General features: G+C 34.1%; 21 protein-coding genes. 14 read left to right on the forward strand and 7 right to left on the reverse strand.

All coding sequences use genetic code 11. The annotated features are described in order from the left end of the window. Positions 1 to 106: 106 nt before the first annotated feature. Positions 107 to 781 carry a lysoplasmalogenase gene (locus Q0972_RS10850; RefSeq protein WP_299365714.1) on the forward strand — a complete coding sequence of 225 codons (675 nt, stop codon included), beginning with the start codon at positions 107 to 109 and terminating at the stop codon, positions 779 to 781. A gap of 4 nt (positions 782 to 785) precedes the next feature. Here the strand turns inward: Q0972_RS10850 and Q0972_RS10855 are convergent, their stop codons facing one another. Continuing rightward, positions 786 to 2,057, reverse strand: a complete 1,272-nt coding sequence (locus Q0972_RS10855; protein WP_299365716.1) for an NAD(P)/FAD-dependent oxidoreductase — start codon at positions 2,055 to 2,057, stop codon at positions 786 to 788. 126 nt (positions 2,058 to 2,183) lie between these two features. Between Q0972_RS10855 and Q0972_RS10860 the strand changes: the two genes are divergently transcribed. Continuing rightward, positions 2,184 to 2,678 (forward strand): RNA polymerase sigma factor, encoded by a 495-nt coding sequence (locus Q0972_RS10860; protein WP_299365718.1) that lies wholly within the window; start codon positions 2,184 to 2,186, stop codon positions 2,676 to 2,678. A 4-nt stretch (positions 2,679 to 2,682) separates the two neighbouring features. After that, on the forward strand, positions 2,683 to 3,315 hold the full coding sequence (locus tag Q0972_RS10865; RefSeq protein ID WP_299365720.1) for a hypothetical protein: 633 nt from the start codon (positions 2,683 to 2,685) through the stop codon (positions 3,313 to 3,315). On the opposite strand, the gene Q0972_RS10870 is transcribed toward Q0972_RS10865, so the two are convergent. Then, entirely contained in the window at positions 3,312 to 4,121 is an 810-nt protein-coding gene (locus tag Q0972_RS10870; protein ID WP_299365722.1) for a 1-acyl-sn-glycerol-3-phosphate acyltransferase, read from the reverse strand. The two genes, Q0972_RS10865 and Q0972_RS10870, sit on opposite strands and share 4 nt — an antisense overlap. 48 nt (positions 4,122 to 4,169) lie before the next feature. Next, the gene (locus Q0972_RS10875; RefSeq protein WP_299365724.1) at positions 4,170 to 4,811 is read right to left on the reverse strand and encodes a CoA pyrophosphatase; all 642 of its coding nucleotides are present in this window, start codon (positions 4,809 to 4,811) and stop codon (positions 4,170 to 4,172) included. A gap of 213 nt (positions 4,812 to 5,024) precedes the next feature. Between Q0972_RS10875 and Q0972_RS10880 the strand changes: the two genes are divergently transcribed. The 4 genes from Q0972_RS10880 (at position 5,025) to Q0972_RS10895 (ending at position 8,968) form a co-directional block, all read left to right on the forward strand. Then, positions 5,025 to 6,038 carry a hypothetical protein gene (locus Q0972_RS10880; RefSeq protein ID WP_299365726.1) on the forward strand — a complete coding sequence of 338 codons (1,014 nt, stop codon included), beginning with the start codon at positions 5,025 to 5,027 and terminating at the stop codon, positions 6,036 to 6,038. A gap of 5 nt (positions 6,039 to 6,043) precedes the next feature. Then, positions 6,044 to 7,759 (forward strand): 3-coathanger stack domain-containing protein, encoded by a 1,716-nt coding sequence (locus Q0972_RS10885; protein WP_299365728.1) that lies wholly within the window; start codon positions 6,044 to 6,046, stop codon positions 7,757 to 7,759. A 65-nt stretch (positions 7,760 to 7,824) separates the two neighbouring features. Next, entirely contained in the window at positions 7,825 to 8,523 is a 699-nt protein-coding gene (locus tag Q0972_RS10890) for a peptidylprolyl isomerase (protein ID WP_299365730.1), read from the forward strand. A 28-nt stretch (positions 8,524 to 8,551) separates the two neighbouring features. After that, a complete protein-coding gene (locus Q0972_RS10895) occupies positions 8,552 to 8,968 on the forward strand; it encodes a hypothetical protein (protein WP_299365732.1) in 417 nt (138 codons plus the stop codon). A gap of 4 nt (positions 8,969 to 8,972) precedes the next feature. On the opposite strand, the gene Q0972_RS10900 is transcribed toward Q0972_RS10895, so the two are convergent. Beyond that, a complete protein-coding gene (locus Q0972_RS10900) occupies positions 8,973 to 9,584 on the reverse strand; it encodes a trimeric intracellular cation channel family protein (RefSeq protein ID WP_299365734.1) in 612 nt (203 codons plus the stop codon). A 228-nt stretch (positions 9,585 to 9,812) separates the two neighbouring features. Continuing rightward, positions 9,813 to 10,529: an RDD family protein gene (locus tag Q0972_RS10905; RefSeq protein WP_299365736.1), complete on the reverse strand. Its 717-nt coding sequence runs from the start codon at positions 10,527 to 10,529 to the stop codon at positions 9,813 to 9,815. A gap of 35 nt (positions 10,530 to 10,564) precedes the next feature. Between Q0972_RS10905 and Q0972_RS10910 the strand changes: the two genes are divergently transcribed. From Q0972_RS10910 to Q0972_RS10940, 7 genes are all read left to right on the forward strand, one after another. Next, positions 10,565 to 11,575, forward strand: coding sequence for a stage II sporulation protein M (locus Q0972_RS10910; protein ID WP_299365738.1), 1,011 nt, complete (start codon positions 10,565 to 10,567; stop codon positions 11,573 to 11,575). A gap of 1 nt (position 11,576) precedes the next feature. Beyond that, positions 11,577 to 12,464: a hypothetical protein gene (locus Q0972_RS10915; RefSeq protein ID WP_299365740.1), complete on the forward strand. Its 888-nt coding sequence runs from the start codon at positions 11,577 to 11,579 to the stop codon at positions 12,462 to 12,464. Beyond that, entirely contained in the window at positions 12,465 to 13,196 is a 732-nt protein-coding gene (locus Q0972_RS10920) for a DUF4129 domain-containing protein (RefSeq protein ID WP_299365742.1), read from the forward strand. A 65-nt stretch (positions 13,197 to 13,261) separates the two neighbouring features. After that, positions 13,262 to 14,413 carry a DUF4350 domain-containing protein gene (locus tag Q0972_RS10925; protein ID WP_299365743.1) on the forward strand — a complete coding sequence of 384 codons (1,152 nt, stop codon included), beginning with the start codon at positions 13,262 to 13,264 and terminating at the stop codon, positions 14,411 to 14,413. Beyond that, positions 14,395 to 15,390, forward strand: a complete 996-nt coding sequence (locus Q0972_RS10930) for a MoxR family ATPase (RefSeq protein ID WP_299365745.1) — start codon at positions 14,395 to 14,397, stop codon at positions 15,388 to 15,390. Before Q0972_RS10925 ends, Q0972_RS10930 begins: the two co-directional genes overlap by 19 nt. 46 nt (positions 15,391 to 15,436) lie before the next feature. Continuing rightward, positions 15,437 to 16,768, forward strand: a complete 1,332-nt coding sequence (locus tag Q0972_RS10935) for a DUF58 domain-containing protein (protein ID WP_299365747.1) — start codon at positions 15,437 to 15,439, stop codon at positions 16,766 to 16,768. A 223-nt stretch (positions 16,769 to 16,991) separates the two neighbouring features. Next, positions 16,992 to 17,408 carry a DUF2141 domain-containing protein gene (locus tag Q0972_RS10940; RefSeq protein ID WP_299365749.1) on the forward strand — a complete coding sequence of 139 codons (417 nt, stop codon included), beginning with the start codon at positions 16,992 to 16,994 and terminating at the stop codon, positions 17,406 to 17,408. 67 nt (positions 17,409 to 17,475) lie between these two features. Here the strand turns inward: Q0972_RS10940 and Q0972_RS10945 are convergent, their stop codons facing one another. Further along, on the reverse strand, positions 17,476 to 19,776 hold the full coding sequence (locus tag Q0972_RS10945) for a TonB-dependent receptor (protein ID WP_299365752.1): 2,301 nt from the start codon (positions 19,774 to 19,776) through the stop codon (positions 17,476 to 17,478). Continuing rightward, positions 19,773 to 20,696, reverse strand: coding sequence for a FecR family protein (locus Q0972_RS10950; protein ID WP_299365754.1), 924 nt, complete (start codon positions 20,694 to 20,696; stop codon positions 19,773 to 19,775). The genes Q0972_RS10945 and Q0972_RS10950 overlap by 4 nt, the downstream gene beginning before the upstream one ends. Positions 20,697 to 20,725 lie beyond the last annotated feature (29 nt).

Genomic DNA, 20,725 nt, shown 5'->3' on the forward strand with positions numbered 1-20,725 from the left:
GATTGTTGTACAAATTTCTTCTATCTTTAATTCAATAGAAATTGTATTTTACCGAACTGTTGTTATTCTATGACGAATTGATTATTACCTATTAAATCTAACCTCAATGCTAACCAACACTGAAAAAAAATTTAGTATCCTGTTCTTTATTATTGTGCTTTTTGAGCTTATTACCGGAAGTACGGAAATATTACAGAACGCACATTATGTGGCTAAGCCGGCTATTGTTACAAGTTTAATTTTTCTCTTTGTTAAGACCTCAAGTGCTATTGATACACCAATTAGGAATCTTACGATTGCGGCATTAGCGTTTTCTTTATTGGGAGATATATTATTGATGTTTGTAAAGCAATCGCAACATTTTTTTACTGTGGGCTTAGTGGCTTTTTTAATAGCACATGTTATGTATACCCTTGTGTTCTTAAAACATAGAAACAGAGAGAATTCCATGATTGGATTTTTAGTATTTCTCTTGGCCTATGCTTCTGGTCTGTTTTATTTACTCAAAGATGGCTTGGGCGTAATGCTGATACCAGTAGTTATTTACATGATTATTATTTTGAGTATGGCAACAACAGCATATCTGAGAAAAAACAAAGTAAGTAGCTTAAGCTATAATTTGGTGATTGTCGGTGCCATATGTTTTATGATTTCTGATAGCATTTTGGCACTTAACAAGTTCTATAGACCGATCCCTTTATCTAATGTGAGTATTATGGTAACTTATGCTTTGGCACAATATTTAATTGTACTTGGTATTTTAAAAATTAGAAAACTATAGAATTTTATTTTCTAAAAGGCCTTATAATCAATCGTGCTGCTTTATCAAAATTAATGTAATTATAAGTCCAATTAAATAGTACGACTACTCTATTTCTAAAACCTACAAGAGACATTAGGTGAACAAACATCCAAACAAACCAAGCAAAAAAACCACCGAATTTATACCTCTTTAAGTCCACAACTGCCTTATTTCTTCCTATAGTAGCCATGGAACCTTTATCGTGGTATGAAAAAGCCTTCATAGGTTTATTACGAATTAAATTCAATATGTTTTGGCCTAATAATTTCCCTTGTTGAATAGCAGGTTGGGCTACTTGAGGGTGACCTTTAGGATAATTGTCCGTTATCATTAATGCTATATCGCCAATTGCAAAAATATTGTCGTAGCCTTCCACCTGGTTGTACTGATTAACACAATATCGATTGGCTTTTTCTAATATCGCATCAGCTTTCAGTCCTTTAACTGGAGCGCCTGTAACTCCTGCTGCCCATATTAAGGTCTGTGATTGCATTTCTAGATCAGAATTTGTCTTTACATTCAATCCATCATAGTTTTCTACAAACGTATTGCTGTGCACCTTTACACCAAGTTCCTTCAGAAACCGTTCCGCCTTTTTGGAGGCATGTTTGCTCATTGGTGGTAAAACTCTATCTGCTCCCTCAAGCAAATGGATATTCATGTCGCCTGGATTTAAATCGTGATAATCCCTAGGTAAAATATGGTTCTTAAGTTCTGCTATAGCTCCTGCCAATTCAACACCTGTAGGGCCTCCACCCACAATAACGAAATTTAGAAATGCTTCTCGTTCTTGTTTTGAGTTCGCTATTGCTGCTTTTTCAAAATTCTGCAAAATAAGACTTCTTATATTTAGCGCTTGAGGTACCGTTTTCATTGGCATGCTGTGGGACTCTATAGCTTTATTACCAAAAAAATTAGTCCTAGTTCCTGTGGCGATTACTAAATAATCATAAGATACCTTTCCAATAGTTGTAGAAATTTCATTGTCTTCTGGTATAATCTGTTTCACTTCGGCCAAACGGAAAAAAGAAGTCCTGTGCTTTTTTATTATTTTCCGCAATGGATAAGCTATAGAATCTGGCTCTAGTCCAGAACTGGATACTTGGTACAATAAAGGCTGAAAGGTATGATAATTATGCTTATCAATTAGTACAACCTGAATATTTTTATTAGCTAATGTTTTCGCTAAATTTATGCCAGCAAAACCTCCACCAATAATGACAACCCTTGGTAGATTAGACTCAGGAATATTCATAAAGTTTATAGGTTGAATTTGCACTTACAAAAATACGATTTAATGATCGAAAACTTTACTTTTTAAAAAATTGTGTAACAATAACAGAAGTACTACTACTAATAGACAACTAACCGTTTTCATCAATTGAACAAAGAACTCGAACATAGTTTTGTTGAGCAGTTGCAAAAGCATCAAAACATTGTACATAAGGTATGTCGTTTATATACCAACAATGCGGATGCACATAACGATCTGTTTCAGGAGATAACCATTCAACTTTGGAAAGCATATCCTAAGTTTAGAGGTGAATCTAAATTTAGTACATGGATGTACCGTGTGGGGCTTAATACGGCTATCACGCTATATCGGAAATCGAAACGTAGAATCAATACACAGGAGTTTGATAATGTACAATTTAAGATAAAAGCTGAAGAATATGATGATACTGAAGAACAACAATTAAAACTATTGTATAATGCGGTGCATCAATTAAACGATATTGAAAAAGCATTAGTGTTTATGTATTTAGAAGATAAAGACTATAGGGAAATTAGCGAAACACTGGGAATAACAGAAGTTAATGCGCGCGTAAAGATGAATCGTGTTAAAAAGAAATTAAAAACAATATTAAATCCGTAGGCTTATGGATGAATTAGAATTATTAAAAAAGGATTGGCAAAAAGGCGCAACAGAATTTAAAAGTTATACTGATTCGGACATATACCCAATGTTACACAAAAAGTCGTCCTCAATTGTAAAAACACTTTTTTATATCAGTATTGGAGAACTAGTGTTTTGGCTTTTGGCCTCAGTTTTACCCTATGTTCTATCAACAACCTTTAGGGAAAAGCTTGACGAGAGTTATGAGAACCCTTTTTTTATTGGAGCAAGTATTTTTAGCTACGTTGTAATTCTAACATTTATTTATTTGCTATTTAGGTCTTACAAAGGTATTTCTACTACTGATAACGCCAAAAAATTAATGGAAAGCATTTTGAGAACCCGAAAGATTATAAAATACTACGTGATTTTTAATTTATCGCTGTTTTTCCTTTCCATTCCTATATCACTTTATTTTGAGTACCAGGATAATCCAGAATTTCATCAACAAATTGTTGAAGCTAGCACAACACAAATGTTAGCGTTTTATGCTGTTTCTGTAGTCATAGCTATTATAATTATATTGATTCTTTTGTTGTTTTATAGAATCATCTATGGAATTTTGCTCAAGCGTCTCAATAGAAACTATAAGGAATTAAAAAAATTAGAGGTCTAATTATTAGCCCAATCCCTTAGTTCTCTATTAAGTCGTTCTTTTTCCTCTAATTCTTCTTGAGGAATTACCTTTAAGAAAGAAGGGTGTTGCTCTATAGCATATTCAATCTTTTCAACAATTTCTGCTATGGTTTCATTCTCGTAGTCAATTTCAAGAGGTTCTTTAATCTCGAAGGATTGATAGATATTTTTCTTTTTTATAAGTAGTCCTTTTTTATCAAATGAGCGTCTAAAGCCATCAATAACAATAGGTACAACCATAGGCTTGTAGTGCTTTATGATATGGGCAGTTCCTTTTCTAATGGGCTTAAAAGGTGTTGTAGTTCCTTGCGGAAAGGTCACAACCCAACCATCATCCAATGCTTTCTTGATATTACTGATATCGCTCATTTTTACTTGGCGATTCACATCCTGTCCTTTAGATCTCCAAGTACGCTCAATACTAATTGAACCGGTATAGGCAAATATTTTTGGTATGAGTCCAGATTTCATGGTCTCCTTGGCGGCGACATAGTACATATTTAATTTAGGATTCCATAAATAGCCAACATTTTTAATACTGTCTAAGCGTCCATTTAAACTAGCATTAAATACATGAAACATAGCGATAACATCTGCAAAATACGTTTGGTGATTCGAGATAAACAATACATTGGTATCGGGTAATCTTTTAATAATCTCAGAACCTTCAATTTGTAGTTCATTAAAACCTCTAAAACGTCTGTGGGTTAAAAGGCCCAAGATTCTGATCAGCCATTTTTTTACCCAAAGTATATGCCCAAAAGGATTGGTTTTAAATAAACCCATTATTAATTTTTGATGTTAATCAGTGACAAATGTAACAAATATGCTGTGCTATAGCACTTGTTTTAACAAGTCTTTTATTTCTCCGAGCATCATTGCTGTGGCTCCCCAAACCACATGACCATTTAACTCAAAAGCTGGTACATCGACTTCAACATTAAAAGACGTAGGTACTCTTGTAATTATTGTATTGGCTTCATCTAAAAAATCCTGAAGCTTTACTTCAATGATATCTTCGACCTCTTCGTCTTGCTTTATAAAATTCGGTGTACTGTTAGAAATTGCAAAAAAAGGGTGCACTAAAAAATTACTCGGGGGAATGTATAATGGCGATAAGGCTTTAATTACATCTAACTGCTTTTCTGGCACACCTACCTCTTCTTCTGTTTCTCGTAGCGCGGTAACCATTAAATTCCTATCCGATTCTTCATACTTTCCTCCAGGAAACCCAACTTGTGCAGAATGTACACCTTTATAGGTTTTTCTAAGAATTAAAACCAGATAGGTTTCACCCTCTAAGTTAGGATAAAACAATGCCAATACGCCAGCTATTTTAGCATTTTTAGCCTGCTCTCGCATACGCTCTGCCAATTGTAATCGGTATGGCGGTGACATTTTAGCATGAGATTGTTCACCAAAAAGTTCGAGATGTTTTATCTTTATTACAGATTCTAAAAACGTTTTAAAAAGCATACGTTATACAATATTATGCAATCGTTAATTCTAGTTTAATTAACAAAAATACGTTTTACAATCCATATGCTTTTTTATACATTTAATATCATTTTTAAGATTTAATTCTTGTTGACAACAAGATTGCATAGCTCCCTTAAAGTTTGCAATGTTGATAGAGATCGAAGATAGCTCTCTTTTATTTCGAATTATTAACTATTAAATCTATATATCATGAGAAATTTATTTTTAGCTTTTTTTTTATGCCTTGGCTTTACATTAATATCTGCACAGCAACAGTGGGATGGATCAGCTACTACAACAGGTGAGATAGATCGTAGTGGCGACGTAAGAATTTCTAACAATCAAGCAAATCTAATTCTAGAGAGCAATGGAACGGGAAATTACCATGGTGGTTTTTTAAAGTTTAATGCGAACGGTGTCTCTACAGGTCTCCATACATCTTCTCAACTATATTTTGCCAGAGATATTAGTGGAATAGGAACTTTCGTATTGCAGAGAAGGGGCATAACTGATATATTTTATGGAAATCTTTTTATATACAAAGACGGTTATGGTTGGGACTTCAACGTAGCCAATTCAGTTACAAGTACAGGAACTTCTACCGCTTTAAAAATCCTTAATAACGGTAATATAGGAATTGGTATTAGCTCACCTTCCTCTAAATTATTTTTACAACAATCGACAAATGATGTAAATGGTGGTCTTACCATTCAAGGTACAGGTGGTAGAAGAATTCAACTATTTGGGGAAGGAGCAAGTGGAAGACAAGTCCTTAGCACAAATACCTTAAATCCTTTGGTTTTTGATCTAAATGGAAATGAACGTGTAAGGTTTGCAGCAGATGGTAAAGTTGGTATTGGAACAACTAATTTATCTCAAGATAATGGTAACTCAAAACTATTGGTGGATGGAAAAATTCTTTGTGAGGAAGTCGAAGTCATTCAAAATGTACTACCTGACTATGTTTTTCAAAAATACTATACAGGTTATTCAGAACTAAAAGAAGATTACAAGATGCCAACCCTAGAAGAAGTTGAGGCATTTACAAAAGAAAACCACCACTTGCCCGAAGTGCCATCTGCAGCAGAAATTAAAGAAGAAGGCTTACAACTCAAAGAAATGACAACTTTGTTACTCCAAAAAATTGAGGAGCTCACCCTTTATACCATTGAGCAAGAAAAGCGCATAAAAGCATTGGAAATAGAGCTAGCCAAAAAGCAGTGATAGTTATGAAAGCAAATATTTTTAAACTAGCACTAAGTATAATAATATTAGTTAATACTCTTTGTTATGCGCAACTTGAAAATGCGAATTGGTATTTTGGGCAAAATCAGTTTGCTAGTCAAAATGGAGCAGGGCTGAGTTTTAACAATAATACTGTAACCGTACTCACTGATGGTGAAACAGAAAATGATTTATACTTTACTGCAACTGTTAGTGACGAAAATGGTGACCTTTTATTTTATACAGACGGAAGTTCTGTTTGGAATAAAAACCATAACAAAATGCCTAATGGTATAAATACACTCAATGGTAGCTTCAGAACCGTATCTATCGTTCCGTTCCCTGGGAATGATTCTAAATATTTCATTTTCACAATAGGTGTAGACGGTTCGAGTCATGATTATTTTTATTCAATTATAGATATGAGTTTAGATAATAACCTAGGAGATATAGAATCAAATAACTTAAATGTCAACTTAAATCTTCTACCATACATTGTGTTTGACCAAAATGGTTCACTTGAAATTAAAAGTGAAATGCAAAGAAAGAATAACATAGTAGTTGCTAAGCATTCTGATGATGAGTCTTATTGGTTAATTTTAAACCCATTTGATGTGTTCTTTGTTATAAAAATTGACAGTAATGGTATATCGTCCAATTCAATTGAATATGACGAAAATAATCCTGAATTAGACTACAATTCCAATATTCGTGGTACATCTGGAATGAGTATATCACCCAATAGTGATAAATTGAGTTACTATTGCAATCGCTCAAATGGTGGCAACCAATCCAATTTATTTACGATCTTAAACTTTGATAACTCAAATGGTGATTTGAGCCCTGCCTTCTTTACGTTCGATGATCCAAACTTTACATTATTCCCAGGGTATGCTTCTGAATTTTCTGGAAATAGCAATTATTTATACTTATTAACTGGAAATGGTAATTTTGGTCACTGGATTTATCAGTTTGATCTACAAAACACAAATAATAGCCCACTTTTTATTGGCTCTTCTTTATCTGGTGACGCAGAAACCGATTTACCTACACTAGTAAGAGGTATTGATGACAAAATATATGTGCCAAACAGTAATAATTTTTTAGGAGTGATTAATAACCCTAACTTGTCTGGAACTAGCTCAAACTATGTAAATAATCAAATAGATTTAGGTACAAATGTTATAGCGAAAAAGCTTCCTCAGCAAGTTCAGGTTCAAAATAATAATAATTGCCCAGATAATTTAACTATAACCCAAACAGTCTCTAATGGAACTAATGACATCCAAGAGGCTTCTAATTGGATTGTTGCACTTAATGTAATTGAAAACGCCGCAAACGCTGAGTACGATGCTGGCAAATTTGTAAAACTTGAAAGTGGATTTCATGCAAGAGCAGGGTCAACATTTAGAGCTTATATAGATGGCTGCTTAATTACGCAACCAGTCTCCAAAAATTCTATATTCAATAATAACGAAATATTAGATAATCAAATTATTATTTTTCCAAATCCTGCTAAGGATAAGGTTTATTTGTCGCATAGTAAACTAAACATTAAATCGTTTGTTTTATATGATATTCATGGAAGATCTGTGACTAAAAATGACCTAAACTCAAATAAGCACACAATTGAGGTGAGTAAATTTAAAGATGGCCTTTATATATTAAGGATTGTATTGGAAGATAATTCTGTTATCACAAAAAAATTAATTCTAAACTAAAGTCGTAATTCTGTTCCTAAAAAAGCCAATTAGTAAAACTAATCGGCTTTTTTTATTTTTGACTTATGAGATTGAGAAATATTGTTGTTTTGCTTTTACTATTATGGAGTTGTTCTGAGAAACAAACTTCAAAACAAACAAATCCTTCTGTTCTAAAAGACACTAGTATTGAAAAAGTAAAAGATATTCCTAAAAAAGCAGCATCTGAATATCCACTATTAACGGATAATAATGCCATGGAGTACTTTTTGGAATATGAAAAAGAGCACAAAGAGGATAAAGTTAGAATTACGACAGATTTTGGAATCATCGACATTCAGCTTTATGATAAAACCAAATTCCATCGCGCCAATTTTATTTATCTCACCAAACGCAAGTACTTCGATGGAACTCAATTTTATCGCGTCGTCAAAAACTTCGTCATTCAAGGTGGCAGTAGTGACGACTACAACATTGCAAAACGTCGTCGAAAAATAGGAAAGTATCTTCTACCACCAGATACCAAACGGGGTTACACGCACAAACGTGGTGCAGTATCCATGCCAAGTAGTGAAATAGAAAATGCCTACAAACTAGCCTCACCGTTTCAATTCTTTATTATTAACCGTATTGGCGGCGCAGACTATTTAGACAAGGACTATACGGTTTTTGGAGAAGTCATCCGTGGTATGGATGTCGTCGACAAAATCAACGCTGTAGACACCGACGAAGGGGATTGGCCATTACAAAGTGTGTATATAAGAAAAGTAGAAATTATAGAATAATTAAGCCTTATTAATCTGCAGAATACTTATGGAATATCCTGATGTAGACAAGCTTAAAATTCAATTTAAAAAGCATAAGATAAAAATATCCCAAGGCTTCAACCATATAAGGAAAGATTCGTTCTTTACCACCTTAACTATAGGATTACAATCATGGGATATACTTATTGACGATGAGTTTGGGGATTTTTCTAAACACAATTCCATTTTCGATTGGTTTTTAGTACTCTATGCCTTAGAAACCTATGATGAATGTGAGGATATTGTAGAATGGAGCAACTTCCATGGTATAGATACTATTAGTTTATTAGACTATTACAAATCATTAGCAACAATCTATCTAGAGATTGAAGCCATAATTGGGCCCATAGATCCCCTAATCTCTTCGTTTGATTATACCTTAAGGACTGGCGTAGTGCGTGCTTTAGCAAATATTAATCTATAAATACTTAATCTTCCGATTTATAAAGGCTCGGTAAGCTAATCTTAAATATAACGGCTAGCAATCTAATAACGATAACCACCAAACCAGCTATTACAAAAAGATAATTTTGGTCTTTAAGGAATTCCCTAAGAAAAAAATACGTCAATCCTCCAATAATGCATGCCGTTGCATAAATCTCTTTTCTGAATATCACAGGAATGTCATTGCAAAGGATATCTCGAATAACACCACCAAAGCAAGCCGTCATAGTACCAAGTGCTATGCAAATAAAAGGGTGTAAACCTGCAATTAAGCCTGTTTCAATACCAACAACAGTATATAACCCAATACCTATGGTATCGAATAGAAATAAGGAACGCCGTAAATGCTTTATTTGATTTCTAAATACGATAGCAAATATTGTAGAACCTACTATAACATAACCATAGATCATATCTTGCATCCAAGATACTGGTGTTACACCAACTATGATATCACGTAATGTACCTCCACCGACTGCTGTAACAAATGCAATAATGAGCACACCAAAAAGATCCATTCGCTTATTCATAGCTACCAGAACTCCAGAAATTGCAAATGCAATAGTACCCAATATGTCTAAAGTTTGAAAAAACATTTTTTTATTTTATTCCTGTCTAGGCAGGAATCTATTTCTAATTTCATTGCAACACTGGTAATATTCGCCTATGTTTGATTAAACCTAGTTCCCAAGGATACTTCGACTCCGCTCAGCATAAGCGATTCACACAAGTTCTATAAATAAAACTTGGTTCTCAAGGATACTTCGACTCCGCTCAGCATAAGCGATTCACACAAGCTCTATAAATAAAACTTGGTTCTCTGCTTACATGTTTTGGGTGTAGTAATTATAATCCTTAATCACCTTTGCTACAAAGTCTACCGGTTTCTCTTTTGGCTCAACAGCCATAACCTTTGCCAATCTGTAATGTAAATTTAAGATGACATTGTGATTTCCTCTTACAACGGCATCATCATACAGATTCTTAACCTTCTGCATATCACTATCATTCAATACAGTGACCTGACTATAAGTAGGTACATAATCAAAAGGTATCTCCTTTAAAATAGTATCGTTAATAGTAACTTTTTGGCGTTCGCTTATAACGGTCGTACCTGCTGCAATGTCACCGATTCGCTGGCCGTTGCCCTTCACTAAAATAGTTAGTGCAGCAGCGCCGCCAAAGGTTATTACCACATCTACTATACGTAATATCCATCTCACAAAATAGTTTGCAAAACTTGGTTTAGAACCATCGAGTTTCACAACTCTAGTTTTCATAATATTTTTGCCAACTGTCTTACCATCCCAAAAAGTTTCTAAGAGTACATAATACAAAAATGCAGGAAGATTAATAAGCAAATAAATTGCCCAAGTATCTCCCATATCTAAATCTAAAGCACCCAAAAGTAAGATAGAACCTAAGACATAGATAAAGATAACAGTACTGTCTATAAGGTAAGCCAATAAGCGGTCTCCAATACTTGCAACGCTTTGATTAATCCCTACATTTTGAGCGGTTTCTATTTGAAATTCATCCATATTTTCTTTTCTTTGAAAACCTAAAGGTTTAGAACATGCGTGAGGCAGCTTTTGTGAAGCAAAATAAAGATAAATGGTTAGAATTCGAAAGCATTCTCAAAAATAAAGCCGACATTGATCCCGATTTACTTTCTGACTTATATATAGAACTAACCGACCATTTAAGCTACGCCAAAACCTTTTATAAAAACAGTAATACGGAGCGCTATCTTAACCAGCTCGCCTCCAAAGCTCATCAAAATATTTACAAGACCAAGAAAGAACCAAAAAATCGAATTATCTCTTTTTTTACAACTGAGTTTCCGATAATGTTCTACCAACATCAACGTGAATTATTGATTACTTTTTTAGTGTTTGCTTTTTTCACATTTGTTGGAGCTTATTCAACCGCTGGTGATGGAGATTTTGTTCGTGTCTTTGGTTTAAATGATGGCTACGTAAACATGACCCTAGAAAATATAGAAAAAGGAGACCCTATGGCTGTTTACAAAGAACAAGGTGAGTTTAACATGTTTTTAGGTATTACCTTAAACAATATCAAAGTAGCACTATTTGCTTTCGGTTATGGGATTTTGCTCGGTATTGGCAGCCTCTATTTTATGATGAGAAATGCCATTATGTTAGGTAGCTTTCAATATTTCTTTTATCAGCAAGGACTCCTTTGGGAATCTGCGCGTACAATTTGGATTCACGGTACAATAGAAATATCCGTAATCATTGTTGCTGGTTGTGCTGGCCTCGTAATGGGTAACGGTATATTATTCACCGGTACGTTACCTAGATTACAATCTTTTAAACGTGGGGTAATTAATGGACTTAAGATTTTAATGAGTACGATACCTTTTTTTATTGTTGCGGGTTTTTTAGAAGGGTTTGTAACCAGACATACCGAAATGCCAGACTGGCTAGCTATATTCATTATCAGCAGTTCTCTAGCATTGATTTTATATTACTATGTCTACTACCCCATAAAATTGCACAAAAAGTCTAATCAAGCTTTAACACTCAAAAGTATCATAGATTTAGAGAATCAACAACCCAATTAACATGAACAGACCTTATATAGAATTTAGAAAGAATAGTGATTTCAGTGGGATACTCACAGATACATTTGGTTTTATAAGAAATGAGTTTAAACCATTTATGAAAACCATTTTTAATGTTGCCGGCCCAGCTATTTTAGTTTTTATGCTTTCACTTGCTGTATACAACTATGTCGTTGGAGACATCTTTGATTTTACAAGTTATGGCGGTGCCAGATTTGATGGTGGCAATATAGTCCTTACACTTTTTGCAATGCTAATATATCTTGTCTCTGCTGTCGCAGCATACATACTAACAGGTGCAGCGGTTCTATTTTATATAAAATCATATGTAGAAAACAAGGGCACTACAGACTTAGCAGAAATTAAAAGAAACGTTTACAGGTCGTTTTGGTCTTTTTTTGGTTTAGGCTTTCTTAAAGGCATAACATTGACCATAGCAACTTTGCTCTGCTTTTTACCTGTACTTTATGCTATGGTACCAATGGCCGTGGTATTTAGTATTTATGTATTTGAACCAAGACGCTCCACAACGGAGGCTTACAGTCAGAGTTTTAGTTTGGTGAGTGTAGACTTTTGGACGGCTTTCGGAGTTTACATAGTTCTTTTTATCATTTACTATATCCTTAGCTTTGTTTTGGCCTTACCTAGTGCTATCTATACCATGCTGGGTACTGGTATCTTTTCTGGTGAAGTTGATCCTGCTAATCTCAATGATTTTTACCAAGACCCTATCTTAATACTATTAAATGTGTTGAATACTTTCTTTCAATTTATTCTTAATATTATACTTGTAGTAGGAGGTGCCGTTATTTATTTTCATCTTCACGAAAAAACAAACTTCACTGGTACTTACGAGCGTATCAATGAAATTGGTAAAATTGAAGACTAAATGAACACCTTTAGAATCTTAGTATTTCTATTGTCGTTTTGCCATTTATGTATAGCGCAAGAAAGAGCCCCTGTAATATTGGACGACACACCCGTAGAACGGCAAGTCATTACGGAAGAAGACTTAGATACTTACAAAACCGATAAGGACTTTAACTATATAGAAGTTGAGTATAAAGAATCGTTTTTAGATAGAGTTTACCGTTGGTTCAGGAATATCTTAAGAAGATTCTGGGAAGCCATTTTTGGAGTAGGAACAGCTAGTGGTTTCCTATATTTTGTGTTTAGGATTTTACCTTACATTCTTCTAGGGCTTTTAGTGTTTTTACTTCTAAGATTTTTCCTTAAAGTGAATTCCAATAAAATTTTAACAAAGTCTAAAGAGAAAGGGAGTGTCGCCATTACCGAAGAAGAACAAATTATAAAAAATGAAGATATTCCTGCATTAATACGAGAAGCAATTCATCAGAAAAATTATCGCCTCGCCATAAGATACTACTACTTACTATCCTTAAAATATTTAACCGAAAACGAAACCATTTCTTGGCAACCACAAAAGACCAATGAGGACTATATTAAAGAGATAGATAAAATTAACCTAAAAGACAGTTTTAAAAACATTACTAGAATTTATGATTATGTCTGGTACGGGGAATTTGGAGTGGATGCTTTAAAGTTTGAAGCCTTAAAACAACCTTTCGAAAATTTAAATAAATCAATAAGAACTCGTTGAGCAGAAGAGGAAATATATACGTATCATTGATTGTATTCACTATCCTGACCATAGTGGTATTGGAAATGACAAAACCAAAAAAAATAAATTGGTTTCCTTCCTATGCCCTGCACCACAAAATCCCTTTTGGCGCTTTTGTTTTTAATGAGCAGATTCAGCGTATTTCAGAAACTGTAAAACTGATAGATAGGCCTCCTTTTGAATATCTAAAGGACAACACTATTAACGGCACCTATATTTTCTTTAATGGAGGTATTAATTACGGAAGGGAGGAACTCAACGCTTTGCTAGACTGGGTCGATAAAGGTAATACGCTTATGGTCTCTGCTGTAGACTTTGAACCCAAATTATTAGATACGCTTCACCTTAGTACAGAGTCAGTGAGTACAGTTGCTAATTTTAACAATGAGTATCAAGTACAACTGGTTAATCCTCATTTGGATAACAACACCTTTAAGTTCGATAAGCCTACCACTTTTTTTCATTTTAATGAAATTGACACCTTAAATACACGGATTATTGGTTTTATTGATACTTACAGAGGTGAAAATCAACCCATCAAAGATTCTTTGGTTAACATCATTAAGCAATCTTTTGGAGATGGAGAAATTATACTGAGCACATTTCCACAAGCGTTTACCAATTATTTTATACTCAATTCACCAAACCAAAATTATACTTCAAGTTTGCTATCGTATCTCGATACTAAACAACCCATATTTATTGACACTTACTATAAGAGTGGTAAAAAATTCTATACCTCACCAATGTATCTTTTCTTAAATAACGACGCCTTAAAGTGGGCTTATTACCTGGTACTTATAGGTGTATTAATTTATGTCATTTTTGAAGGCAGACGCAAGCAACGTGCTATACCGATCATAAAACCTTTAAAAAATCAGACCATTGCTTTTACAAGGACTATTGCCAATATGTATTACGAAAAAGGGCAACATAAGGACATCGCTACGCACAAAATTCAACATTTCCTAGACCATATTAGAAGTACTATGTATCTTCAAACTTATTTCATTGATGATGAATTTATCACAAATTTAGCTGCACGAAGCAATAACAGTATCGAAGACACAAAAGCACTTTTCGATTATATAAATACCATTAATTCCTCTGAACAGATAAACGATAAAGCATTAGAAAAGTTAAATACTTTGATAGAAAATTTTAAATCCCAGAACACATGGAAAACGAAGCCATAAACGAAGACTTAAATTTTGATAACAGAATAGAGTTAGACGGTCTCAGAGATGCCGTAGAGCGCATAAAAAAAGAACTTAGCAAGGTTATTATTGGCCAAGATAATTTTGTAGAATTACTTATTGTAGCGCTATTGGCAGATGGGCATGTCCTCATCGAAGGTGTTCCCGGAATAGCAAAGACTGTTACTGCTAAGTTATTTGCCAAAGTTCTTAAAACTGATTTTAGCCGAATTCAATTCACGCCAGATTTAATGCCTAGTGATGTCTTAGGAACTTCGGTTTTAAATATGAAAACTTCAGAATTTGAATTTAAGCAAGGTCCTATCTTTTCTAATATTGTTTTGATTGACGAAATAAACAGGGCACCAGCAAAGACTCAAGCTGCTCTATTTGAAACCATGGAAGAGCGACAAGCTACTATTGATGGTATAACCTATAGTTTTAGTAACCCTTTTATGGTATTGGCGACGCAGAACCCAATAGAGCAAGAAGGAACATATGCACTTCCTGAGGCACAATTAGATCGATTTATTTTTAAAATCAAAGTTGATTATCCATCTCTAGAGGATGAAATAAGAATTATAGCATCACATCATGAGCGTAAAGGTGCAGCGCCACAAACGTCAATCAATCCTATATTAGATACAAAATCCCTCGAAGATTATAAATCTAAAACCCAATCTATTGTCGTTGAAGAAAAAATCATAAAGTACATAGCTGAGATTGTTTCCAAAACTCGCAACCATCCTCATTTATATTTGGGTGGTTCACCAAGAGCTTCAATTGCTATTTTAAATTCATCAAAGGCTTATGCTGCTATAAATGGAAGAGATTTCGTCATTCCAGAAGATGTTAAGAAAGCTTTGAACCCTGTTCTTAATCATCGTGTTATACTAACACCAGAACGTGAAATGGAAGGGATGACGACAGAAAATGTCATAGAAATGATCGTACAATCTGTTGAAGTACCAAGATAGTATTTAGTTTACAAAAGCAGTATACAGTAATCGATTGTAAAACATAATGAAGTTCTTAAAATCTTTATATATACACAAACAGCTTTATATTTATTTAGCTATGGCTTCAATATGCTTTTTACTCTCATATTGGTTTGATGTGCTATACGCTATTGCATGGATAATAACAACCCTTGTCGTTGTACTGCTGTTTATTGATTTACTTATGCTTTACGGTTCTAAGCAAGCAATAATGGCAAGACGATTGCTGCCAGATAAGTTTTCTAACAGCGACAATAATCCTGTTCCTATCACTATAACATGCAACTACAACTTTAAGACATATTTAGATATTATTGATGAATTGCCAGTGCAATTTCAGAAGCGAGACTTCTCTTATACAACTTCCCTAAGTCCTAATGAAACACATACTTTCGAATATATAGTGAGACCTGTAGATCGAGGAGAGTATTACTTTGGCCATCTCAATATTTTTGTATCGTCCATGTTTAAGATTATTAAGCGAAAGTTTCAATTTCAGAATGAACAAATGGTTATGGTATATCCATCCATCATTCAGATGCAGAAGTACGATTTTTTAGCTATCAGTAATTCATTGACACAAATCGGATTAAAGAAGATAAGGCGTATTGGGCATACTTCGGAATTTGAACAAATTAAAGAGTACGTCCTAGGTGATGATTTTAGGACCGTAAACTGGAAAGCCACTGCAAAACATGCTGAGCTGATGGTTAATCAGTATCAAGATGAAAAGTCACAGCCTATCTATTCGATAATCGATACTGGTAGAGTGATGAAAATGCCGTTTAATGGCCTAAAACTATTGGATTATGCCATTAATTCTGCACTAGCTTTTAGCAATGTAGCACTAAAAAAGCACGACAAAGTAGGTGTGTTGTCATTCTCAAAGAAAATTGAAACCTTTTTGCCTGCGTTACATAAGCTTACCTACCTAAACCGAATCCTTGAAGCATTATATAACATAGATACTCAATTTACAGATAGCGATTTTGGCCTTTTATATGCGCAATTAAAACGTAAAGTAACACACAGAAGCCTTTTACTTCTATATACAAATTTTGAGCATTTAAGTGCCCTAAAAAGGCAAATGCCTTATCTACAAGCCATTTCTAAAAAGCATATGTTGGTTGTTGTGTTATTTGAAAACACAGAATTAGACACCATCATTAAAGAAAACACGGAAGACTTGCAGTCTATCTATCATAAAACTATTGCAGAAAAATTTGCATTTGAAAAACGCATGATGGTTAAGGAATTGCAGAAACACGGTATACAATCAATTTTAACAGCACCAGAGAATCTAACCATTAATGCCATTAATAAATACATTGAAATAAAAGCACGTGGATTGTTGTAGGCAGTTGTAAGTTATATGCCTTATTCTAAATCAATTAGCCAAATTCCAAATGCATACTGTTCACTGCTTACTGCTTACTTCCAACAACCAACTCCTAATTCCTAATTCCTAATTAACAATTCATCCGTATAAAAATACATTTCGGTTAGGATGATTATGTGTATCTTTATGTTTGTTGGATATTTGAATCATCAAACACAATAAACCATAAAACATTAATACGATGAAAAATTTAGTTTTAACTTTAGCTTTAGCCTTAACAACTTTACTTGGTTTCTCTCAAGATGACGGCATCACCATTACTGTTACTATAGATAATGTTACGAGTGATAAGGGAAAAGTCCTGATGTCTCTCCACACCTCCGAAACCTTTATGAAAGGTAATGGTATTATGGATGCAGAAACAGAAATCAAAGACGGAAAAGTTAGCATAAAATTCGAGAATGTATTACCTGGCGAATATGCAGTACTAGCAATGCACGATGTTAATGACAATAAGCGTATGGACTTTGAGGAAAATGGAATGCCTTCGGAGTCTTTCGGAACATCAAACAATGTAATGGCTATGGGCCCACCACAGTATGATGACGCTAAATTTAAAGTAGAAGACGAGGATTTGGATTTAAACATTAGATTCTAACATATTATATCATCAATCAAAAAAATAAAGCCTTCAATATGCCATCAATATTGAAGGCTTTTTTATGCTACCAATATAACCTGAACATAAAGTTTGGCGTAATACCAATAGAAAAACGCTCAATCAGTTCAACAGGATCATTTAAACTATTATTTCCTCTATACTCTCGAGAGATAAGGTTATTTCTATTATAAAGATTTCGAATAGAAACACCAACCTTACCCCTTAACTTATTATGTTGGGATAGCTTAAAGGTATAAGTAGAAGACAAATCCAAACGATGATAAACAGGTAACTGACCAGTATTAACACCGTTATTAAACTCGAGTCCGTCGGCACCTTCATCGGCAACCGTATAGGGTCTTCCTGTTTGCCATTTCCAACCCAAAGCCACCTGAAAACCATTTAATTTATAGCTCAAGGCCGAAGAAACAGCATGGGTAATATTTGACTTGGATTTAAAAGACCTGCCATCATTTAGATCATTGAACTGACTTCTGGCTCTATTGTACGAATAACTGATCCAAGAATCGAATCCATTGAACTGCTTTTTTAGGAATACGTCAACTCCAAAAATATCTTGACTACCAATATTAAAACCAATATTTTCTGGATTTAAATACCCTAGAGACAACGCAGAAACATTTTCTAGGCGTTTATAATAGGTGTCTGCATCAAAACTAAAACCACTTTTAGAATAAATGAAGCCTAAGGATGCATGCTTACTATTGATTATTGGAGAATTGTCGCCATTGGCCAATCGCCACACCCTATTTTCTAGAGATAAATCACTAAAAACAGTCTCGTCGATCTCATTAATTATCTGATTTTTTATTTCTGCACTTGCCTGAAGCTTGAATCGTTCGTTAAGGTCTTTAAACACCAATAATCGGGGTTCTAATCTAACAGCATCCAATTCTTGAAAATATGTACCCCTTAACCCAAAAGAGAGATCAAATAACTTAGGGTTTTTATAGTTTATATTAGAGTACGCACTATGTGTTTGTACAATCTGCTGTTCAGAATCGAGCACAAAGCTCAAATTAGTAGTGTTTATAAATGCGTAAGCCACATCCTTTAATGTATACTGATACCCAAAATCAAAATTGAATCTATCGGAAGCCCTATAGCTTAGCTCAGTGGAAACACCAGAATCAAATATGGTATTCCTTTTTTCAAAGTCCGATACCTGTGTGCTATTTTCAAAAGTAATGAAGTTATAATTGAATGAATAATCCGAGAAAAAGGCCTGAGTGGATTGTTTTAGTTTATCATTCCAAATAATATTCCACCCTGCGCCATAACCTGTATTTCTAATGGTAAGAAGATCGTTGAAATCCCTATTGGTATCTGATTCGTTAGAGGTATAATCTAATTGATTATCAATATTAATAATACTTGCAAAAAGATGGTTTGAAGCATTTGGCCTGTAGTTTAATTTTATATTATAATCCAAAAACGAGAAGTCATTGTCCCCACTTTCATTCTGACTGATCTTAGTACTTTCAAATACCTTATCGGCCAGTTGATCGAACGTAAAAGTTTCCAATTGGTTAATATAGCTGTGTCTCAGTGATGCTTGTACACTTAATTTGTCTTTGATTATGGGCAATTCTAAAATAGCATCTGCATTAACACCATTGACTCCTATTTCTGCTCTGAGGTTATTAGTTATCTCGTTCTTCGAATTGATATCAATAACACTCGATAGGCGCTCTCCATAACGCACATGAGACCCTTTGTTTATAAACTTTATCTCTGATGCTACATTTGGATTTAAGGGAGATATCATCCCAAAGAGATGGCCCTTGTGATAAATATTTATACCATCCCAGATTAAACGATTTTGGTCTGCATAACCACCTCTTACAAAAAAGCCTGATGCTGTTTCATTTGGACTTAATACCCCTGGTAACAATTGGATACTTTCGAGAACATCGGGTTCTATCAATCCAGGTAAAATTCCCAATTGTGCTGGATAAAGATTATAGGTTCCATCTCTGTTCTTTTCAATTCCTTTGGCTATGTAACTCTTTACCACAACCTTATCTAAAGTTGAGGTGGCCATATTTACATCCTCAACCAAGCTTACGATAATATAGCGCTTTTCAACAAGTTGATAGTTAAGATTTGTTTGTGTTTTTAGCTCGTATAAAACTTCAGATAAGGTGCGTTTCATGCCACTAAGAGAAACGCTTTTGTCTTTTACATAATCATCCTTAAATGAAAAAAGAACGTCATAGGTATTCTCAATGTTCTCAATAGCATCCTTTAAGTTAACATCATCAAACTCAATGTAAAAAGCCTCTTCTTGAGAAAAGGCTAGTGTAGGAAGTAACATTAAGACCAAGATATATATTAACCTCATTCTTTATACCTCAGTTTAATGTTACGGTTTTCTTTTTCATTATAAGTTATATTAAGCGTAGTAAAGACCGTCTTTAGAGCTATGTTTAAACTATCATGCGGAAAACTACCTGTAAAAATATCTGACTCATCAATAGCACCAGAATCAAAACTAACATTATATTGAGCTTCTAATGCCCCAATTACTATGTGTAGTGGCACACTATCAAAACTACTTTCTCCATGGATCCATGTTGGCATTTTTCCTGAGCTATTAGTCACTTCAATATGTCCATCAACACGTCTTACTGTATTATTTGGCAAAAGGATATGATTAGATCCCGAGGTCTTTACACCTACTTTTCCTTCATAACATACAACATCAAAAAAATCTTCTGTTGAATTAACATTAAATTCTGTACCCAAAACCGATACAGTTCCATTCTTGGTATTAACAACAAATGTTTCGCCTTTCGCGACTTTAAAATAGGCTTCACCTTCTAAGACTAGCTTCCGGTCATTATTCCAGGTATCTTCATTATAAACAATCTTAGATCTTGCATTTAATACAACTTCAGAGCCATCTAAAAGTGCAATGGTTTTATTCTCGCCATAACCCGTTTCAACAACAACTTCTGAGGTATTCAAAAATGTAAACAAGCCAAATAAAACGACTATTGAAGCAGCAATACCAATAGCCCAATTAGTATAAAGTGGTTTTACTTTGGTTTCCTTTTTGGCAATACGCTTTTGAATTTTTGAAAACGACTCATCGACCGGAGCATTGAGTTGATCACTAACATCCAACCCTTTTCTTAACTTTAAATAGGCTTCATAATCAGCTTTCCCCACAAGATCTTTGAGATCTTTGTCGGTAATATCACCTTCTAACCATTTAGCTAAAAATGTTTCTGAATCCTTATGTAAATTCTCTTTTTTCATGGTATTCTACAAAATTAAGACAACTAAAA

The sequence above is a fragment of the Winogradskyella sp. genome (genome assembly GCF_028282165.1).
Classification (GTDB): Bacteria; Bacteroidota; Bacteroidia; order Flavobacteriales; family Flavobacteriaceae; genus Winogradskyella.